Origin of the sequence: Stenotrophomonas maltophilia (assembly GCF_001274595.1) — a bacterium.
Classification (GTDB): domain Bacteria; phylum Pseudomonadota; class Gammaproteobacteria; order Xanthomonadales; family Xanthomonadaceae; genus Stenotrophomonas; species Stenotrophomonas forensis.
Map to the genome: position 1 here is coordinate 917072 of NZ_CP011010.1, position 19661 is coordinate 936732.

Consider the following 19661-nt stretch of genomic DNA (forward strand, 5'->3'; position numbering starts at 1 on the left):
CCCAGTGTAGCCGCTGCTCAGCGATGGCGCTTGCGCAGGTCGCGGGCGAGGACGTAGACCACGATCAGGTTGATCGCCAGGATCGTCCACGACGGCCAACCCGGGTGCCGGATGATCGCGAAGATGTCGAAGGGCAGGTACAGGGAGGCGGTCAGGCAGCCCAGCCAGGAGGCCCAGGCCTTTGCCCGCCACAGTCCCCAGGCTTCGACCAGGTGCAGCAGGCCGTAGCCGATCATCCCCGCCGCGGCCAGGTGCACCGCGTCGGGGCTGATCATGTGCAGCAGCGAGGGCAGGGTGCCATGGTCCGGATCCAGGCTGAAACGCCGGATCAGGACCATGATGCCGTGCCGCAGCGGCTGCGGTCCGAGCACTTCCAGCCCGGTGGCGGCCAACAGCGCCAGCATCGCCTTGCTCGCTTCGAGCAGGGCGATGACGTGGAGACCCGGATGCCGGTGCGGATCCGGGTTGTAGCCGCTCTGGTTCACGGGGTGCTGGCTCAGCCGCCGCGCGAAGCCTTCTTGCGGTCGCTTTCGGTCAGGAACTTCTTGCGCAGGCGGATCTCCTTCGGGGTGATCTCGACCAGCTCGTCGTCTTCGATGAAGTCCAGGGCCTGTTCCAGCGAGTACTTGATCGCCGGGGTCAGCTGGATCGCATCGTCCTTGCCCGAAGCGCGCATGTTGGTCAGCGGCTTGGTCTTGATCGCGTTGACGGTCAGGTCGTTGTCCTTGGAGTGGATGCCGACCAGCTGACCTTCATACACGTTGTCGCCTTCAGCAGCGAACAGCTTGCCGCGTTCCTGCAGCGGGCCCAGCGAGTAGGCCGGCGTGGTGCCCGGCGCATTGGCGATCATCACGCCGTTGATGCGCTTGGCAATCGCGCCCTGTTCCTTCGGACCGTAATGGTCGAACACGTGGAACAGCAGGCCCGAACCCTGGGTCAGGGTCTTGAACTCGTTCTGGAAACCGATCAGGCCACGGGCCGGGATCGAGTATTCCAGGCGCACGCGGCCCTTGCCGTCCGGCTCCATGTTCTTCAGCTGGCCCTTGCGGGTGCCCAGCTTTTCCATCACGCCGCCCTGGTGGATTTCTTCGATGTCCACCACCAGCTGCTCGATCGGCTCCATCATCTGGCCGTCGATTTCCTTGATGATCACTTCCGGGCGCGACACGGCCAGCTCGTAGCCTTCGCGACGCATGTTCTCGATCAGCACCGACAGGTGCAGTTCGCCACGGCCGGAGACCAGGAACTTGTCGGCGTCTTCCAGCTGTTCGACCTTCAGGGCCACGTTGTGGACCTTTTCACGGTCCAGGCGGTCCTTGATCTGGCGGCTGGTCAGGAACTTGCCACCGGACAGGTCCTTGTTGCCGGCGAACGGCGAGTTGTTGACCTGGAAGGTCATCGAGATGGTCGGCTCGTCGACGGTCAGTGCCGGCAGCGCTTCCGGGGTGTCCGGGTGGCACAGGGTGTCGGAGATGGTCAGCTCCGGAATACCGGAGATGGCGACGATGTCACCGGCTTCGGCGGTGTCCTGCTCGATGCGCTCCAGGCCCAGGAAGCCCAGCACCTGCGCGACCTTGCCGTTGCGCTTCTTGCCTTCGCGGTCGATCACCGCGACCTGCATGTTCTTCTTCAGGGTGCCGCGCTGGATGCGGCCGATGCCGATCACGCCCACGAAGTTGTTGTAGTCCAGCTGGCTGATGCGCATCTGGAAGGCGCCTTCCGGATCGACTTCCGGCTTCGGCGCGTGCTGCATGATGGCTTCGTACAGCGGGGTCATGTCGCCGTCGCGCACGGTGTCTTCCAGGCCGGCATAGCCGTTCAGGGCCGAGGCGTAGACGATCGGGAAGTCCAGCTGCTCATTGGTGGCGCCGAGCTTGTCGAACAGGTCGAAGACCTGGTCGATCACCCACTCCGGACGCGAGCCCGGGCGGTCGACCTTGTTGACCACCACGATCGGCTTGAAGCCCATCGCGAAGGCCTTCTGGGTCACGAAGCGGGTCTGCGGCATCGGGCCGTCCATCGCGTCGACCAGGATCAGCACGGTGTCGACCATCGACAGCACGCGCTCGACCTCACCACCGAAGTCGGCGTGGCCGGGGGTGTCGACGATGTTGATCCGGTTCTTGATGCCGGTCTTCTTGTCTTCCCAGGTGATGGCGGTGTTCTTGGCCAGGATGGTGATGCCGCGTTCCTTTTCCTGGTCGTTGCTGTCCATCACGCGCTCGGCGAGGACGGTGCGCTCGGACAGGGTGCCGGACTGCTTCAGCAGCTGGTCGACCAGGGTGGTCTTGCCATGGTCGACGTGGGCGACGATGGCGATGTTGCGAAGATTTTCGATGGACATACGAAAGGGGGCCAGTCGGCGCCGGATTTGGAAAAAGAAGTCCAACATTATACGTCGAACTTGACGATTCGCGAAAAGGTGGATTTCACGCCGGTCATGGGGCCCATTCAGCTGGGTCCCGCCGCTGCGGTCGAGGCTGCCTGGCGCCGGTGGCTGGGCTGCCCATCCGGCGGCTGAAGCCGGGATCTGCGCCCATGGTCGAAGCCGCCGCCGCCACGAGGCAGGTGTAAACTAGGTGGCTAGACGCGTTCCCCTCTGCATCAAGGATCTTCATGTCCCTCATCGCCACTTTCGACACCACCCAGGGCCCGATCAAGGTCGAGCTGTTCGCCGACAAGGCGCCGCTGACCGTGGCCAACTTCGTGAACCTGGTCAAGCACGGTTTCTATGACGGCCTGATCTTCCACCGCGTGATCGCCGACTTCATGATCCAGGGCGGCTGCCCGCAGGGTCGTGGCACCGGTGGCCCGGGCTACAAGTTCGAAGACGAGAAGAACGGCGTGAAGCACGAGGTCGGCTCGCTGTCGATGGCCAACGCCGGCCCGAACACCAACGGCAGCCAGTTCTTCATCACCCATATCAAGACCGATTGGCTGGACGGCCGCCACACCGTGTTCGGCAAGGTCCTGGAAGGCCAGGCCATCGTCGATTCGGTCAAGCAGGGCGACGTGATCCATTCGATCACCCTGGAAGGCGACGTCGACGCCGTGCTGGCCGCCCAGGCCGAGCGCGTGGCGGAGTGGAACAAGCACCTCGCCGCCTGATCCCCCTTCGAAACGGCCACCCATGGGTGGCCGTTTCCCTGTTCCCCGCCGCCCGCCAGGCCTGCGTGGCCACGCCCGCGGCGTCCCATCAAACGCTTGCAAGCAAGAGGAAACCCCCATGAAAGCACCCGTTCGTGTTGCCGTGACCGGCGCCGCCGGCCAGATCGGTTATGCCCTGCTGTTCCGCATCGCCTCCGGCGAAATGCTGGGCAAGGACCAGCCGGTCATCCTGCAGCTGCTGGAACTGCCGGTCGACAAGGCCCAGGCCGCCCTGAAGGGCGTGATGATGGAACTGGAAGACTGCGCGTTCCCGCTGCTGGCCGGCATGGTCGGCACCGACGACGCCGAAGTCGCGTTCAAGGACGCCGACATCGCCCTGCTGGTCGGCGCGCGTCCGCGCGGCCCGGGCATGGAGCGCAAGGACCTGCTGCTGGAAAACGCCAAGATCTTCACCGCCCAGGGCGCGGCGCTGAACAAGGTGGCCAGCCGTGACGTGAAGGTGCTGGTGGTCGGCAACCCGGCCAACACCAATGCCTACATCGCCATGAAGTCGGCCCCGGACCTGAAGCCGGAAAACTTCACCGCCATGCTGCGCCTGGACCACAACCGCGCGCTGAGCCAGCTGTCGACCAAGCTCGGCAAGCCGGTCGGTGGCATGGAGAAGCTGGTGGTGTGGGGCAACCACAGCCCGACCATGTACCCGGACTACCGTTTCGCCACCGCCGATGGTGCGTCGATCGCCGATGCGATCAACGACCAGGAGTGGAACGCCAACACCTTCATCCCGACCGTCGGCAAGCGCGGCGCGGCGATCATCGAAGCCCGCGGCTCGTCCTCGGCTGCTTCGGCCGCCAACGCTGCCATCGACCACGTGCGTGACTGGGTGCTGGGCAGCAACGGCAAGTGGGTCACCATGGGCGTGCCGTCCGATGGCTCCTACGGCATTCCGGAAGGCGTGATCTTCGGCTTCGCGGTGACCACCGAGAACGGCAAGTACACCCTGGTGAAGGATCTGCCGATCGACGACTTCAGCCAGAAGTACATCGACAAGACCCTGGCCGAGCTGGAAGAAGAGCGCGCCGGCGTCGCCCACCTGCTGGGCTGATGCAGGCGGTACCGGCTCCGGTCGGTACGCAGAAGACGGGGAAGCTTCGGCTTCCCCGTTTTTGTTTGGACGGATACGGAACCCCATGATCCACCTGCACTACTTCGATGACGCGCTGCTGGTGGCCGAGAAGCCGGCCGGCCTGCTGTCCGTGCCCGGCCGCAGCGCCGAGAACCAGGACTGCGTGGTCGCGCGCCTGCAGGCGCTGTACCCGGATGCATTGACCGTGCACCGGTTGGACCAGGTGACCTCCGGCCTGCTGCTGCATGCGCGTGGCAAGGAGATGCAGGCGGCGTTGTCGATGCAGTTCGAGCAGCGCCAGGTCAGCAAGCGGTATGAAGCGGTGGTGCAGGGGCTGCTCGAAGGCGAGGCCGGCGAAGTGGACCTGCCGTTGATCGTGGACTGGCCGAACCGGCCGAAGCAGATGGTCGATCACGAACGCGGCAAGCCGGCGCTGACGCGCTGGCGCGTGCTGGCACGTGATGTTGATGCGCAGCGCACCCGCATGGAGTTGGAACCGGTCACCGGTCGCAGCCACCAGTTGCGGCTGCACATGGCCAGCATTGGCCATCCCATCGTGGGTGACGTGCTGTATGACGCCGCGCCTGCGCAGCGGGTGCATCTGCATGCGAGCAGCCTGCGGTTCACCCATCCGGTGACAGGCGAAGCACTCGCGTTCGAGTCCGCGACGCCGTTCTAGGTGGGGCGGCAGGGCTTGCAGCCCTGCACCTGCAGAATCAACGTCAACGTCAAAAGCTGGGTTACTGGGGGATGGCGGGGTGGGCCCGGTTGAGGGGGACGCTGCAAGTACGTCCATGTAAGCTCGGTCGCCGCATCCATGCGGCTCACGCCCCCTCAACCGGGCCCACCCCGCCTTCGACAGTTTTCCGCGATCTGTCGGAACGGCATTCTGCTCTGGTAGGTGTCGACCTTGGTCGACACGGTAGATCCACGCCATGCGTGGATGAATCATTCGATATCTGACAGATGTGTCGACCAAGGTCGACACCTACCAACAGCCGCGCGGAACCACGGCCGCAGTTACCAACAGCCGCGGAAAACTGTCAGAGGTGGGGCGGTGTCGGAGTGCGGGGTGTCAGCCGCATGGATGCGGCTGCCAAGCCCCCAGGGATGGGTTCACGGCGTCCCCGCACTCCGACACCGCCCCGCCAACCCGCGGATAGCCCGCTTTTGACGTTGACGTTGATTCTGCGGGTGCAGGGCTGCAAGCCCTGCAGGACAAAACCCACCCCCTACCAAGGTAGGGCGGCCCGCGCGGCAGCGCCGGACTATCCTCGAAGCCATGACTTTGTCTGGGAGGGCTGCGTCATGAACTACGAGGAAACCTACCGTCGCTCGATCGACGAGCCGGAGGCCTTCTGGGGCGAAGAAGCCAAGCGCATCCATTGGCACAAACCGCCGCAGCAGGTGCTCGATTACAGCAACCCGCCGTTCCGGCGCTGGTTCGTCGGCGGCGAAACCAATCTCTGCTACAACGCCGTCGATCGGCACCTGGCCGAGCGCGCCGACCAGCTCGCGCTGGTGGCCATTTCCACCGAAACCAACAGCACCCGCGAGATCACCTATCGCCAGCTGTATCGCGAGGTGAATGACTTCGCTGCCGTACTCAGGCACCTCGGCGTCGGTCATGGTGACCGCGTGGTGATCTACATGCCGAACATGGCCGAAGCCGTGTTCGCGATGCTCGCCTGCGCGCGCATCGGTGCGGTGCACTCGGTGGTGTTCGGCGGCTTTGCAGCGCATAACCTGGCGCTGCGCATCGACGATGCGAAACCGAAACTGCTGATTGCCGCTGATGCCGGCATGCGCGGTGGCAAGCTGATTCCGTACAAGGCGATGGTCGATGCGGCCTGCGCCGAGGCCAGTGCACCGCCACCGCACGTGCTGATCGTCTCGCGCGGGCTGGACGCCGCCGAACCGAGGGTGCCGGGCCGCGATGTGGAGTACGCCACGCTGCGCGCGCAGATCGGTGAGGTCGATGTGCCGGTGCAGTGGCTGGAGTCCAGTGAGCCGAGCTACCTGCTGTATACCTCCGGTACCACCGGCAAGCCGAAAGGCGTACAGCGCGATGTCGGCGGCTACGCGGTGGCGATGGCGCAGTCGATGGAGACCGTGTTCGACTGCAAGCCGGGCCAGGTGATGTTCTCCACCTCCGATGTCGGTTGGGCGGTAGGCCATTCCTACAACGTGTACGGCCCGCTGATCGGCGGCTGCACCTCGCTGTTGTACGAAGGATTGCCGACCAACCCGGACCCGGGCATCTGGTGGGCGCTGTGTGAGCAGTACAACGTGCGCACGATGTTCTCCTCGCCCACCGCCATCCGCGTGCTGAAGAAGCACGATGCAGACTTCATCCATCGCCACGATCTGCGTGCGCTGAAGTACCTGTTCCTGGCCGGTGAGCCGCTGGACGAACCGACCGCGCACTGGATCAGCGATGCACTGGGCAAGCCGATCATCGACAACTACTGGCAGACCGAAACCGGTTGGCCGGCGCTGACGCTGTTGCCGGGGCTGGACATGAAGCCGGTGCGCTTCGGTTCGCCGGGCTTCCCCAACCTCGGCTACCGCATGAAGGTGATCGACGAGAACACCGGCGAGGAAGTCGCTGCGGGGCAGAAGGGCGTGCTGGTGGTCACCCCGCCGTTGCCGCCGGGCTGCATGAGCACGGTATGGAACGACGACGGCCGTTTCCTGCAGAGCTACTTCAGCCACTTCAAGGAACTGCTGTACAGCTCGCTGGACTGGGCCATCCGTGATGACGATGGCTACACCTTCATCCTTGGTCGCACCGACGATGTGATCAACGTGGCCGGGCATCGCTTGGGCACGCGCGAGATCGAGGAGGCCATCTCCAGTCATCCGCGCGTGGCCGAGGCGGCCGTGATCGGGGTCAAGGATGAACTGAAGGGGCAGGTGCCGCTGGTGTTCGTCACCCTGAAACAGGGCCTTGGCGGCGAGGATCCGGCGCCGGTGGTGGCCGAGATGATGGCGACGGTGACCACTTCGCTGGGCGCGGTGGCGCGCCCGGCGCACGTGCACGTGGTCAACGCATTGCCCAAGACCCGCTCCGGCAAGCTGCTGCGGCGCTCATTGCAGGCGCTCGCCGAGCAGCGCGATCCCGGCGACCTGTCGACGCTGGACGACCCCGGCGCGCTGGAGGAGATCCGCCGGGCGCTGGGGCGCTGACCCGGTAGTGCCGGCCGCTGGCCGGCAACCTCGGCATGCAGGATTGCCGGCCAGCGGCCGGCACTACCCAAGTCTGCCAGGACTTGCGCTAAGCTCGCCCTGTCATCGGTCTGCAACAGAGCCTGCGCTTCGGGGAAGCTGCGCAGGCTCCGACGGTGGCAACCAGGGGGTGTGCCCGGCACGGGCGCGCTGGCTTTGCGCATCGAGGATTGGGGGGGATGCATGGCATTGCTGCACGCCAAGACGGCCGCTGGCCGTCAGGAAATCGAAGACCGCGGCCGGCGCCTGCCGGCGGCACTGCGTTCGATCCTGTTGATGGTCGATGGCCATCGCGATGACAACGAACTGCGTGGCTTGTTCGAAGGGCTGCGCGCACCACCGGATGCACTGGAACAACTGGTCGCGCAGGGCCTGATCGAAGCCATCGGTGGCAGTGCCGACGCTGTGCCGACGCGTGCGATCAGCACAGGCCGCGAACAGGACCCGGCGTTGTACCAGCAGCTGTACGACGCGATGAGCGAAGCGGTGCGTCGCCATCTCGGCCTGAAGGGCTACTTCATCCAGTTGAAGATCGAGCGTTGCACCGATGCGCTGGCGCTGGAACGCCTGTGCCCGGAACTGCTGGCCGCAGTGGGCAAGGCGCGCAGCCCGGCGTTGGCGCAGCGCTGGTGGCAGGAAACGCAGGCGGCCTTGGTGAATGGTGGCAATGAGGTCGTACAGGCCTGAACCACCGCGTAAAGTGACCGGTTCACTTCCCCACAAGGAGTCCCGCGTGCAGGACGACCACGACGACACCGATACCCCGGGCTGGGACGCGATCAACGCCGCGCTGGCGCAGTTGTATGCAGGCCAGGAACCGCGTCATTACGGCACTGCGCTGCCGTATACGCTGGGCGGGCAGGATCCGCTGGATGGCATCAGTGTGTACTGGGCGGATGCGCCGGTGCCGCACTGGCACTACATCACCTACGGTTTCTCCGAGCTGTACGCCAAAGAGAGCAGTGATGCCGACGCCAGTGGCTACGGGTTCGAGCTCACCTTCCGCCTGGCGGCCGTAGACGGTGAGAGCGCAGGCAGCACGCCGCCGGCGTGGCCGATGAACCTGCTGCAGAACCTGGCGCGCTATGTGTTCGGCAGCGGCAACGTGTTCGAGGATGGCCACCACCTCAACGCCAACGGTCCGATCGCGCTGGAGACCGGCACCCGGCTGTGCCACCTGGCCTTCATTGCCGATCCGCAGTTGCCGGCACGTGATACCACCAACGGCCACCTGCAGTTCCTGCAGCTGGTCGGCTTGACCGATGAAGAGATGGAGGCGGTCAAGCGCTGGTCCACGCGCGGCGTGCTGCAGGCGCTGCAGCCGGCGATGCCGCTGTGGATCAGTGACCTGCAGCGCGGCAATCTGCTGGACGATCCGGCGCTGGCCGCGCAGGTGCAGGCCGGCAGCGAGCGCGAGGGCTCCAGCACCGGCATGCTGTTCATCGAAACGCTTGATTGGCGACAGGAGGCCGGCATCACCACCCTGGTGCTGGGCGCCGGCCAGGTCGCCAGCGTGTGCGAACTGCTGCCGCTGCGCCTGCGCCATGGCAAATCGCTGGAACTGGTCAGCCGCGAACGGCAGTGGGAGTTCATTGCGGCCGGGGGCGGCGAAGCCAGCGAGGTGTCTGCCGACAGCGCGCGCTGGGCGCTGGATGCGGCCGGATTGCAGGCGTTGGCGAGCGTGCGTGCCGAACGCGGGATCTATCCGCTGGCAGGCGCGCTGCGCATTGAAGTGGTGCCGACCTACCTGCGCGATGCCAAGGGCGAGGTGATCCGCCAGATCGGCTGAGATCCCGTTCCCCTCGAGTCAGTTCGGAGCCGCTCGCATCGCGAGCGGCTCCACCCTCATACAGGGTCAGGCCAGGCCCTCTGCCTTCAGTGCGGCCTGCACGCCGGCGTCGGCGTCCATGCGCGCCTTGTAGGCGGCCAGGTTGTCCAGGCCGGACAGGTCGACCTTGGTGCCAGCGGCCCAGCGCAGGGTGATGTAGAAGTACGGATCGGCGTAACTGCGGAAACCGGCCAGCCACGGCTTGTCTGCCAGCTGCTTGTCAGCGGTTTCGAACAGGCCACGCAGGCGCTTGTGTGCAGCGGCGCGGATGGCGTCGAACTGGCTTTCGTCGGCGATGAACTTGCCCGGTGCGAACAGCGGCGAGAAGGCCGGATGCACGTCCGAATTGACGAAGGCCAGCCAGCGGGTGGCTTCGGCGCGCTGGCGCGGGCTGCCGTCACCACCGAGGCCGGCCTGCGGGTAGCTGTCGGCGATATAGCCCATGATGGCGGCGTTCTGCAGCAGCACGAAGTCGCCGTCGACCAGCGCGGGTACCGCACCGGCCGGATTGATCTTGAGGAATTCCGGACCCTTCAGGGTGTCCTTGTTCAGCAGTTCAACCTCGAACGGCTGGCCGGTCCACTGCAGGGCGATGTGGTCGGCGGTGGAACAGGCACCGGGCTTGCTGTACAGCTTCATGGGAACTCCAGGTGATGCGGGCGGGAAGCGCCCACTATCCCAGAGCCTGCCGGCGGGCGGCAACGCTGCCGCCAGCACGGATCGTTACGACTGCCGTGGCTTGAGGTTCTGCACCTTATAGAAGGTGTGATCGCCGATGGTGGCCACCTGGTAGGCGTTGCGCCAGTTCGGGCTGGCGATCGACAGCGCGGCGAAGTGGCTGGCACCGGGCACGATCTCGCGGCGCTCGCCGGCCGGCAGCGCCCAGTTGCGCTCTGCGTCGAAAGCGACGTTCATCGCCTCGCTCCACGCGGCGTCATTGCCCAGCTGGGTGCCGGGGGAGACGATGGTCGGCGCGAACTGCTTGCGCGCGGTGACCACCTGGCACATCGAGTCGCCCCACAGGCCACTGTCGAGGCGGCGCAGGGCGACCTCGGCGACGGCCTGCTGGCCGCGCAGGGTCTGGTCGCGGGCTTCCAGGTACACGGTGGTGCTCAAACACAATGAATCAGCGGCCGGCTGCGGCAACAACTGCGACAGCCAGAGAATCCAGGCCAGTTTCATATAACTCCTTGCTCCGTATGGGCCGCACCTCTCGGTTCCCGCAGCGGGGGCTGCGGGCCGGGGTACGACTTGGCGTCATGGGGAGGCGGCCATCGGGGCCGCCCCGTGGGCGGCCCCAAAAGAAACGATCAATACCGATCGAGGGGGCCGCGCCGGCTCACCGGAAACTGGCTGGTGAGCGGAAAGATGGCGCAAGGTAGGGGGGTATAGCCGAACGCATCATGAATCATCCGGCTTGACATTCAGGTTCGGCAGGGGTGACGAAAATCACATTCCGCCCCCCATTCAGGCACGCATCAGAGCGCGGCGGCAACCCGGCTGCCCTGGTCGATGGCCCGTTTCGCATCCAATTCGGCGGCCACGTCGGCGCCGCCAATCAGCTGTGCGCTGATGCCGGCGGCCTGCAGTTCGGCCTGCAGTGCGCGGTTCGGCTCCTGCCCGGCGCAGATCACCACATGGTCGACCGGCAGCAGCTGCTCGCTGCCTTCGACGCGGATGCGCAGGCCCTCGTCGTCCACGCCGAGGTACTCGACGCCACCCAGCATGCGTACGCCCTTGGCTTTCAACGTGGCGCGGTGGATCCAGCCGGTGGTCTTGCCCAGCCGCGCCCCCGGTTTGCCGGCGCTCCGCTGCAGCAGCCAGAGGCGGCGTGGCGAGGCCTCGGGCTGCGGCCGGGCCAACGCGCCGCGGGCCTCGAAGGTGGCATCCACGCCCCACTCGGCCATCCAGCGCTGCGGGTCCAGCGACGGCGATTCACCGGCGTGGCTGAGGAACTCGCCGACATCGAAGCCGATGCCGCCGGCGCCGATGATCGCCGCGTTGGCACCTACCTCGACCCGGCCCAGCAGCACGTCCAGGTAGCTGACCACCTTGGCGTGGTCGGCACCGGGGAAGTCGACCTTGCGCGGGGTGATGCCGGTGGCCAGCACCACCTCGTCGAAGCCGGCCAGCTGCGCAGCGTCGGCACGGGTGCCCAGGCGCAGCTGCACCCCGGTTTCGGTCAGTTTGTGCCGGAAGTAGCGCAGGGTCTCGTAGAACTCTTCCTTGCCCGGAATACGCTTGGCCACGTTGAACTGGCCGCCGATCTCCTCGTGGGCATCGAACAGGGTGACCTGATGGCCGCGTTCGGCGGCGACGGTGGCACAGGCCAGCCCGGCCGGGCCAGCACCGACCACGGCCACCTTCTTCGGCGTGGTGGTCGGGCGGTAGACCAGCTCGGTCTCGTGGGCCGCACGCGGGTTGACCAGGCAGCTGGCCAGCTTGTTCTCGAACACGTGGTCCAGGCAGGCCTGGTTGCAGGCGATGCAGGTGTTGATCGCCTCGGCGCGGCCGGCGCGGGCCTTGTTGGCCCAGTGCGGGTCGGCCAGCAGTGGGCGCGCCAGCGACACCATGTCCGCACCGCCATCGGCCAGGATGCGTTCGGCCACTTCGGGCATGTTGATGCGGTTGGTGGCCACCAGCGGCAGCGTCACGTGCGGCTTGAGCTTGGCGGTGACGCCGGCAAAGGCCGCACGCGGCACCGAAGTGGCAATGGTTGGAATGCGCGCTTCATGCCAGCCGATGCCGGAATTGATGATCGTCGCGCCTGCGGCCTCGATGGCCTGTGCCTGCTGCACGATCTCCTGCCAGTTGCTGCCGTCCTCGACCAGATCCACCAGCGACAGGCGGTAGATGATGATGAAGTCCGGACCGCAGGCTTCACGGATGCGGCGCACGATCTCCACCGCGAAGCGCATGCGCTGGCTGGCGTCGCCGCCCCAGCGGTCACTGCGCGTGTTGGTGCGCGGCGCGATGAACTCGTTGATGAGGTAGCCCTCCGAGCCCATCACTTCCACGCCGTCGTAGCCGGCCTCGCGGGCCAGCTTCGCGCTGCGCGCGTAGTCGCTGATATGCCGTTCGACGCCGCTGGCCGACAGCGCGCGCGGCGTGAACGGGTTGATCGGTGCCTTCAGCTTCGACGGTGCCACCGACAACGGGTGGTAGGCATAACGGCCGGCGTGCAGCAGCTGCAGGCAGATCTTCGCGCCGTGCTGGTGCGCGGCGGCGGTGAGCTGCCGATGCGGGCGCACCTCCCAGGGCCAGGACAGCTTGCCGCCGAACGGCTTCAGCCAGCCGACCACGTTCGGTGCGAAACCACCGGTGACGATCAGCCCGACGCCGCCTTCGGCGCGTTCGGCGAAGTAGGCCGCCAGCCGCGGGAAGTCGCGCGCGCGATCCTCCAGGCCGGTGTGCATCGAACCCATCAGTACGCGGTTGCGCAGCTGGGTGAAGCCCAGGTCCAGCGGGGTGAACAGGTGGGGATAGGCGCTTTCGTTGGCTGGCGACATGGTCGATACGCTTGCGTACGGAAGCGCGCAGCGTGCCGCGAAACGGCGGCCGGGGCAAGGGTTGCTTCGCTGGGTCGTGCCGGCCGCTGGCCGGGAACGCTCGGCACATGCGTGCTGTCGCTCCCGCAATTCGCTGCGCGAACCGCGGGCCCCACTTATCGGCCTCCACGCCCCCGCGCCTGCGGCGCTGCCCCCGAACTCCGGGGGCGGTAGTGCCGGCCGCTGGCCGGGTACGCTCGGCACATGCGTGCTGTCGCTCCCGCAATTCGCTGCGCGAACCGCGGGCCCCACTTATCGGCCTCCACGCCCCCGCGCCTGCGGCGCTGCCCCCGAACTCCGGGGGCGGTAGTGCCGGCCGCTGGCCGGCATCCCGATCAGCTCAGGGCGATTGCGGTTGCCGGCCAGCGGTCGGCACGACCGGGGCGGGCCGGCCGATGCCGAACCAGCCCAGCGTTACTCCGCACAGCGGACCGATCAGCAGGGCGAAGGCCAGGGTGCCGAGGCCGACGTTGCCGCCCAGCCACCAGCCCAGCAGCAGCACGCTGCCCTCGATCAGGCTGCGCACCTTCCAGATCGGCCAGCCGGTGCGGGCGTGCAGGCCGGTCATCAGGCCATCGCGCGGGCCCGGGCCGAGCTTGGCGCCGATGTACAGGCCGGTGGCCAGGGCGACCAGCAGCATGCCGGCGCAGAACATCGCCAGCTGCCAGCCGAGGCCGACGGCAGGCGGCAGCAGCCACAGCCCGAACTGCGCGGACGGGCCGATCAGCAGCACGTTGAGCACGGTGCCGACGCCCGGCTTCTGCCGCAGTGGCCACCACAGCAGCAGCACCAGAGCACCGATCACGTTGGTGGCGAGGCCAAACGAAAGTGGGGTCTGTGCGGCGATACCCTGTGACAGCACGTCCCATGGCGCGACTCCGATCGCGGCACGGATCATCAATGAGGCGCCGAAGCCGTACAGGAACAGGCCGACAATCAGTTGCAGCAGGCGCAGGGGCAGGGCGGTGGGCATGACGGGGCTCGGGGTGGAGGATCTGTTTCCACCGTAAGCTCGATTCAGCCGCTTCCATAGATACAGATGACGGCCAATCCGACCGCACAGGTGGATGCGCCGCGCCGGCGTCAGTCGTCCCAGCCTGCCAGCGCCAGCTTGCCCACCGTGCGGCCGCTGGCCAGGCGTTGATGCGCGCTGTCCAGGTTGGCTGCATTTATCCTGCCCAGCGTTTCGCCGAGGGTGCCGCGCAGCTGGCCGGCGTCGATCATGCTGGCCGCGCGGCTGAGAATCCGGTGCTGTTCGATGCGGTCGGCAGTGCCGAAGCGCGAGCGCGCGAACATGAATTCCCAGTGGATGCCGATGCACTTGGCCTTGTAGGGATCGCCGATGCGCAGCGCGCCGCGCGGTTCGACGATCAGGCCGACATGGCCCTGCGGTGCCAGCAGCTGGCCCAGCTCATCCCAGTAGTGGTCGGTGTCGGCCAGGTTGAGCGCGACCTGTACCGCATCGATGCCCAGCGCCTGCAACTGCGGGAGCAGCGCATGCCGATGGTCGATCACATGCTGGGCGCCCATCTGCCGGCACCAGTCAACCGAGGTTTCGCGGGACGCCGTGGCGATCACCTCGAAGCCTGCGTGGCGGGCCAGCTGGATCGCCATCGAGCCGACGCCGCCTGCGCCGCCGATCACCAGCAGGTGCTGGCCGGCATGACGGCGGTCATCCAACTGCAGTGGCATGCGCTGGAACAGCAACTCCCAGGCGGTGAGCGTGGTCAGTGGCAGGGCCGCGGCTTCGGCGAAATCCAGCGTGGTCGGCTTGCGTGCGACCAGGCGTTCATCCACCCACTGGTACTGGGCGTTGCAGCCCGGGCGAGTGACATCGCCTGCGTAGTAGACCTCGTCACCGGAGGCGAACAGGCTGACCTCGTCACCGATCGCCTCGACCACGCCGGCGGCATCCCAGCCGAGTACACGGGGCGTTGCGAGCGTGGCCGGATCGGTGGCGGCACGCTGCTTGCTGTCGACAGGGTTGACCGAGACCGCTTCGACCCGGACCAGCAGATCGCGGCCACTCGGAGGCAGCGGTGGTGGCAGGCGGACATCGCACAGGGAAGGGGCGGATTCACGACTCAGGGCGACGGCTTTCATCTCGGCTCCGGCTGGGTTCGTGGTCCCATCATAAGGTTCCTCACCTTTCCGCAAGTGCGCTGAAGGCTGTCGAGCACCGGGTTGGGCAGCATGTCGTTTTTGCCACTTAAACCTCGTCAAACCCTTGCAGCGCGCGGGTCTTGCGGATTTTCATCATCCTGTATAGGGTTTCAACGTCGGACCGGTGGAGGGTCGGGCGCGATATTTCACATGTTACGGGACTGTTAACATGACCTTCACCCGCCTGAGCATAATGTTCGCGGCGGTGGCGTGCTGAATCGGCTGTCGAACATCGACGCACTAGTGCTGGCCCATGCCTCTACCGGTTTCATACCCCCGAAATAGGAGCTGTACTCAATGAACAAGAAGATCCTTACTGCCGCGCTGCTGGGTGGTCTGGCTTTCGCCCAGGCTGCGTCGGCGCAGGAGTTCGATGACCGCTGGTACCTGACCGGTTCGGCCGGCTTCAACTTCCAGGACAACGACCGTCTGACCAATGACGCTCCGTTCGTGACCCTGGGCCTGGGTAAGTTCATCAGCCCGAACTGGTCGCTGGACGGTGAGCTGAACTATCAGAACCCGAACTTCGATTCGAACAAGGACCAGAACTGGTCGCAGTACGGCGTCTCGCTGGACATGCGTCGCCACTTCATCAAGGAAGGCCGTGGCTGGAACCCGTACATCCTGGGTGGCCTGGGCTACCAGAAGTCGGAAGAGACCTACCCGCTGAGCGCCGCTGGCCCGGGTAAGCGCAAGGACGGCAACCTCGCCGCCAAGGTCGGCGTCGGCCTGCAGACCACCTTCGAGAAGCGCGTTGCCGTGCGCGCCGAAGTGGCCTACCGCGCTGACTTCGACGACCAGAGCATCGCTGCACGCGACGAAAGCTGGTTCGGCGACGTGCTGGCTTCGGTCGGCGTCGTGATCCCGCTGGGCCCGGCTCCGGTCGCGGCTGCTCCGGCTCCGGCTCCGGTTGCCCCGAGCTGCGCCGACCTGGATGACGACGGTGACGGCGTCAACAACTGCGACGACAAGTGCCCGAACTCGCAGCCGGGTCAGACCATCGGTCCGGACGGTTGCCCGGTGCCGGTCTCCATCGACCTGAAGGGCGTCAACTTCGACTTCGACAAGTCGAACCTGCGTCCGGACGCCGTGGCGATCCTGAGCGAAGCCACCGAGATCCTGAAGCGTTACCCGGATCTGCGCGTTGAAGTTGCCGGTCACACCGACTCGAAGGGTACCGACGCTTACAACCAGAAGCTGTCGGAGCGTCGCGCCACCGCCGTGTACAACTACCTGACCAAGAACGGCGTTGACGCCGGTCGCCTGGTCGGCCCGATCGGCTACGGCGAGAGCCGTCCGATTGCTCCGAACACCAACCCGGATGGTTCGGACAACCCGGAAGGTCGCGCCAAGAACCGTCGTACCGAGCTGAACGTCCAGAACTAAGTTCTGACGCTCTGCCAGTAAGACACAGCAGGACCCGGCTTCGGCCGGGTCTTGTTGTTTCTGCGGCCCGGAATTCGGCGTTTCCAACGGTATGACGCGACCGTTCGTCGGTATTTTGTTCGTAAAACCAATGGGTTGCCGTATTCATTGAAAGTGGCGCTTGAAAGATGACGTGGCATTGCTAAACTCGCCGCGTCACTTCCTTCCGTGGATGTCCCTCATGCTGCGCTCTGCATCGGCCGCCGTCCTGGCACTGGCCCTGGTTCCCGCCGCCCACGCTGCGGTCGATTGCTCGGTCAACACCAGCGCCGCGCCGCTGCCGTTGCCGGCCACGACCATCGCGCCGGTGGCCGATGAGCTGTACATCCGCGGCAACCAGCTGGGTATGCCCGCCGGCGTGCTGAGCGGCAACTACGATCCGTCGCAGTCGCTGGACCAGGTGCTGCAGCGACTGCGCATCGATGGCTGCCAGAACATCGCCAAGGCCATTCCGAGCGCGCCGGCGGTGAAGCCGAACGATCCGGCCGCCTACAAGCCGCAGACCGAGTTCGACAACACGCCGTGGCGCTTCGACATGAGCCAGAACGGCAAGCGCATGACCGCCGAAGAATTCGACGCCTGGATGAAGGCGCGCGGCGTGCGCGTGGTCAAGGCGCGTCCGGCTCCGGCCGCGACCCCGGCTGCGGCCGAAGCACCGGCTGAGACCAAGCCGGTCGACAAGAAGTAAGCGCCGCGGGGAGCAGAGGCTTGCGCACGCGCCGCCCACCTGCCGCCCCCGCCGCCCGCTCCCACGCACCGCGTGGGCGTGCGACGCCCGCTGCCACCGCCACCGGTGTCCGTCATGGCCTGGCGCGCGTGCTGTCCAAGGCCGGCGTGTGCTCGCGCAGCGAAGCCGCGCGCTGGATCGCCGAAGGCCGCGTTCGGGTGTCCGGGCGCATCGTCCGCGATCCGGAGTTTCCGATTGGCCAGCCGGCGCCGCCGATCGAGGTCGACGGCCAGCCGCTGGCAGCGCCACAACGCCTGTACCTGATGCTCAACAAGCCGCGCGGCGTGGTGACCACCGTGCAGGATGAGCGCGGTCGCGACACCGTGTATCGCTGCTTTGATGGTGCCGGCCTGCCGTGGATCGCACCGGTCGGGCGGTTGGACAAGGCCAGCGAAGGGCTGCTGCTGTTCAGCAATGATCCGCAGTGGGCCGCGCGCCTGACCGATCCGCAGACCGGGCCGATCAAGACCTACCACGTGCAGGTGGATGGCCTGCCCGATGACGCCACCCTGGCGGCACTGCAGGCCGGCGTGGAGGACGAGGGCGAGTTCCTCGTTGCCCAGGCCGTGCGCGTGCTGCGCAGTGGCGACAAGACCGCATGGCTGGAGGTGGTCCTCGACGAGGGCCGCAACCGTCATATCCGCCGCCTGTTGGCGGCCTTCGACCTGCAGGTGCTGCGCCTGGTCCGGGTCGCGATCGGTGGGCTGCTGCTCGGCGATCTCGGCAAGGGCCAGTGGCGGGTTCTGGAGGTCAGCGACCAGCAGCGGCTGGGGGCCGCTGCACCGGGCTGACCATCGCCCGCGGCCGGCGGTTGCCGGCCACCGTTCCAGGCGTAGGGGGCGCCTGGTTGTTGAATTTCCCGAACGGAGCCTGCCCATGTACCACCCGACCCTCAACCAAACCCTGCGCTGCGCAGGCCTGCTGCTGCCGATGGTGCTGCTGACCGCCTGTGGTGGCCACAAGAAGGTGGCCAAGGCGGAAACGCCGGCCGAGACCCCGGTGGTGGAAGTGAAGACCCCGGAGCTGGATGGCCGCGGCAGCTACCGCTTCCTGATGAGCGACGGCGACAGGAAGATGACCGCCGACGAGTTCGATGCCTGGATGAAGGCCAACGGCATCCGCGTTGCCAAGGGCAATGGCCAGGACGCCGCCGCCAAGCCGGTGGTGGTGGCCAGCAAGGATCAGCCCAAGGACAAGAAGAAAAAGAAGTGACGCCTGCGGGTGCCGACCCTGGTCGGCACGCTCTGATTGGGTCGGAACCCTTTCCGTAGGAAAGGGATCCGACCCCGGCCATGATCAGCCCTTGATCACGCCCAGCTCGACGCCGATGCGGGTGAAGGCATCGATCGCGCGGTCCAGGTGCTCGCGGCTGTGTGCCGCACTGATCTGGGTGCGGATCCGGGCCTGGCCCTTGGGCACCACCGGGAAGAAGAAGCCGATCGCATAGATGCCTTCTTCGAGCAGGCGCTCGGCGAACTTCTGCGCCAGCGGCGCGTCGTACAGCATCACCGGGCTGATCGGATGCACGCCCGGCTTCACGTCGAAACCGGCGGCGGTCATCTTCTCGCGGAAGTAGGCGGTGTTCTCGGCCAGCGTGCCGCGCAGGTCGTCAGCGGCGGCCAGCATCTCGAACGCCTTGATGCCGGCGGCGACCACGTGCGGTGGCAGCGAATTGGAGAACAGGTAGGGGCGCGAGCGCTGGCGCAGCAGTTCGATCACCTCGGCGCTGGCGCAGGTGAAGCCGCCCAGTGCGCCGCCCATGGCCTTGCCCAGGGTGCCGGTGATGATGTCGATCTTCTCCAGCACGCCCTTTACTTCGGCCGAGCCGCGGCCGGTGGCGCCGAGGAAGCCGGTGGCGTGGCATTCGTCGATGTGTACCAGCGCGTTGTACTTCTTCGCCAGCGCGGTGATCTCGTCCAGCGGCGCGATGAAGCCGTCCATCGAGAACACGCCATCGGTGGTGATCAGCTTGGTCTTGCAGCCGGCGGCATCGGCGGCCTGCAGCTGGGCTTCCAGGTCGGCCATGTCACAGTTGGCGTAACGGAAGCGCTTGGCCTTGCACAGGCGCACGCCGTCGATGATCGAAGCATGGTTCAGCGCGTCGGAGATGATCGCGTCGTTCTCGCCCAGCAGCGGTTCGAACAGGCCACCGTTGGCGTCGAAGCAGGCGGCATAGAGGATCGTGTCCTGCTTGCCGAAGAAGTCGGCGATCTGCTTCTCCAGCTGCTTGTGCAGATCCTGGGTGCCACAGATGAAGCGCACCGAGGCCATGCCGAAGCCGTGGGTATCCAATGCGTCCTTGGCGGCCTGGATCAGGTCCGGATGGTCGGCCAGGCCCAGGTAGTTGTTGGCACAGAAGTTCAGCACCTTGCGGCCGTCGTCGAGGGTGATCTCGGCCGACTGCGGGCTGGTGATGATCCGCTCGGACTTGAACAGGCCCTGGGCGCGGATGGCGTCCAGTTCCTCGGCGTAGTGGCGGGTCAGGGCGGAGGAGGCGTCGGTCATGGC

At 66.4% G+C, this 19661-nt stretch carries 18 protein-coding genes; 10 read left to right on the top strand and 8 right to left on the bottom strand.

The features are described 5' to 3' along the window. Positions 1-17: 17 nt before the first annotated feature. Both VN11_RS04145 and typA read right to left on the bottom strand, forming a co-directional pair. Entirely contained in the window at positions 18-485 is a 468-nt protein-coding gene (locus VN11_RS04145; protein WP_005415426.1) for a DUF2127 domain-containing protein, read from the bottom strand. 11 nt (positions 486-496) lie between these two features. Beyond that, complete coding sequence (gene typA, locus VN11_RS04150; RefSeq protein WP_049456418.1) at positions 497-2344, bottom strand: translational GTPase TypA; 1848 nt, start codon at positions 2342-2344, stop codon at positions 497-499. 272 nt (positions 2345-2616) lie between these two features. Between typA and VN11_RS04155 the strand changes: the two genes are divergently transcribed. The 6 genes from VN11_RS04155 (at position 2617) to VN11_RS04180 (ending at position 9251) form a co-directional block, all read left to right on the top strand. Further along, positions 2617-3108, top strand: coding sequence for a peptidylprolyl isomerase (locus VN11_RS04155; RefSeq protein ID WP_004153629.1), 492 nt, complete (start codon positions 2617-2619; stop codon positions 3106-3108). 118 nt (positions 3109-3226) lie between these two features. Next, complete coding sequence (locus tag VN11_RS04160; protein ID WP_004153634.1) at positions 3227-4213, top strand: malate dehydrogenase; 987 nt, start codon at positions 3227-3229, stop codon at positions 4211-4213. Positions 4214-4298: 85 nt separating this feature from the next. Beyond that, positions 4299-4913, top strand: a complete 615-nt coding sequence (locus VN11_RS04165; RefSeq protein WP_053448885.1) for an RluA family pseudouridine synthase — start codon at positions 4299-4301, stop codon at positions 4911-4913. Between the two features lie 629 nt (positions 4914-5542). After that, on the top strand, positions 5543-7423 hold the full coding sequence (gene prpE / locus VN11_RS04170; RefSeq protein WP_053448886.1) for a propionate--CoA ligase: 1881 nt from the start codon (positions 5543-5545) through the stop codon (positions 7421-7423). Between the two features lie 222 nt (positions 7424-7645). Beyond that, on the top strand, positions 7646-8149 hold the full coding sequence (locus VN11_RS04175) for a hypothetical protein (protein ID WP_053448887.1): 504 nt from the start codon (positions 7646-7648) through the stop codon (positions 8147-8149). A gap of 46 nt (positions 8150-8195) precedes the next feature. Further along, on the top strand, positions 8196-9251 hold the full coding sequence (locus VN11_RS04180; protein ID WP_053448888.1) for a suppressor of fused domain protein: 1056 nt from the start codon (positions 8196-8198) through the stop codon (positions 9249-9251). Between the two features lie 66 nt (positions 9252-9317). On the opposite strand, the gene VN11_RS04185 is transcribed toward VN11_RS04180, so the two are convergent. The 5 genes from VN11_RS04185 to VN11_RS04205 form a co-directional block, all read right to left on the bottom strand. Further along, on the bottom strand, positions 9318-9929 hold the full coding sequence (locus VN11_RS04185; protein WP_004154511.1) for a glutathione S-transferase N-terminal domain-containing protein: 612 nt from the start codon (positions 9927-9929) through the stop codon (positions 9318-9320). An 84-nt stretch (positions 9930-10013) separates the two neighbouring features. Beyond that, the gene (locus VN11_RS04190; protein WP_004154513.1) at positions 10014-10472 is read right to left on the bottom strand and encodes a cell wall hydrolase; all 459 of its coding nucleotides are present in this window, start codon (positions 10470-10472) and stop codon (positions 10014-10016) included. Between the two features lie 296 nt (positions 10473-10768). Next, a complete protein-coding gene (locus VN11_RS04195) occupies positions 10769-12799 on the bottom strand; it encodes an NADPH-dependent 2,4-dienoyl-CoA reductase (protein ID WP_053448889.1) in 2031 nt (676 codons plus the stop codon). A gap of 379 nt (positions 12800-13178) precedes the next feature. Beyond that, on the bottom strand, positions 13179-13811 hold the full coding sequence (locus VN11_RS04200; RefSeq protein WP_053448890.1) for a YczE/YyaS/YitT family protein: 633 nt from the start codon (positions 13809-13811) through the stop codon (positions 13179-13181). 110 nt (positions 13812-13921) lie between these two features. After that, entirely contained in the window at positions 13922-14941 is a 1020-nt protein-coding gene (locus VN11_RS04205; protein ID WP_053448891.1) for a zinc-binding alcohol dehydrogenase family protein, read from the bottom strand. 357 nt (positions 14942-15298) lie between these two features. Between VN11_RS04205 and VN11_RS04210 the strand changes: the two genes are divergently transcribed. From VN11_RS04210 to VN11_RS04225, 4 genes are all read left to right on the top strand, one after another. Continuing rightward, complete coding sequence (locus tag VN11_RS04210; protein WP_053448892.1) at positions 15299-16387, top strand: OmpA family protein; 1089 nt, start codon at positions 15299-15301, stop codon at positions 16385-16387. Between the two features lie 220 nt (positions 16388-16607). Then, positions 16608-17114: a hypothetical protein gene (locus VN11_RS04215; RefSeq protein WP_053448893.1), complete on the top strand. Its 507-nt coding sequence runs from the start codon at positions 16608-16610 to the stop codon at positions 17112-17114. Positions 17115-17134: 20 nt separating this feature from the next. Then, positions 17135-17944 carry a pseudouridine synthase gene (locus tag VN11_RS04220; protein ID WP_053448894.1) on the top strand — a complete coding sequence of 270 codons (810 nt, stop codon included), beginning with the start codon at positions 17135-17137 and terminating at the stop codon, positions 17942-17944. Positions 17945-18029: 85 nt separating this feature from the next. Next, on the top strand, positions 18030-18365 hold the full coding sequence (locus tag VN11_RS04225; protein WP_053448895.1) for a hypothetical protein: 336 nt from the start codon (positions 18030-18032) through the stop codon (positions 18363-18365). An 84-nt stretch (positions 18366-18449) separates the two neighbouring features. Here the strand turns inward: VN11_RS04225 and kbl are convergent, their stop codons facing one another. After that, positions 18450-19658, bottom strand: coding sequence for a glycine C-acetyltransferase (gene kbl / locus VN11_RS04230; RefSeq protein ID WP_008268606.1), 1209 nt, complete (start codon positions 19656-19658; stop codon positions 18450-18452). Positions 19659-19661: the final 3 nt, after the last annotated feature.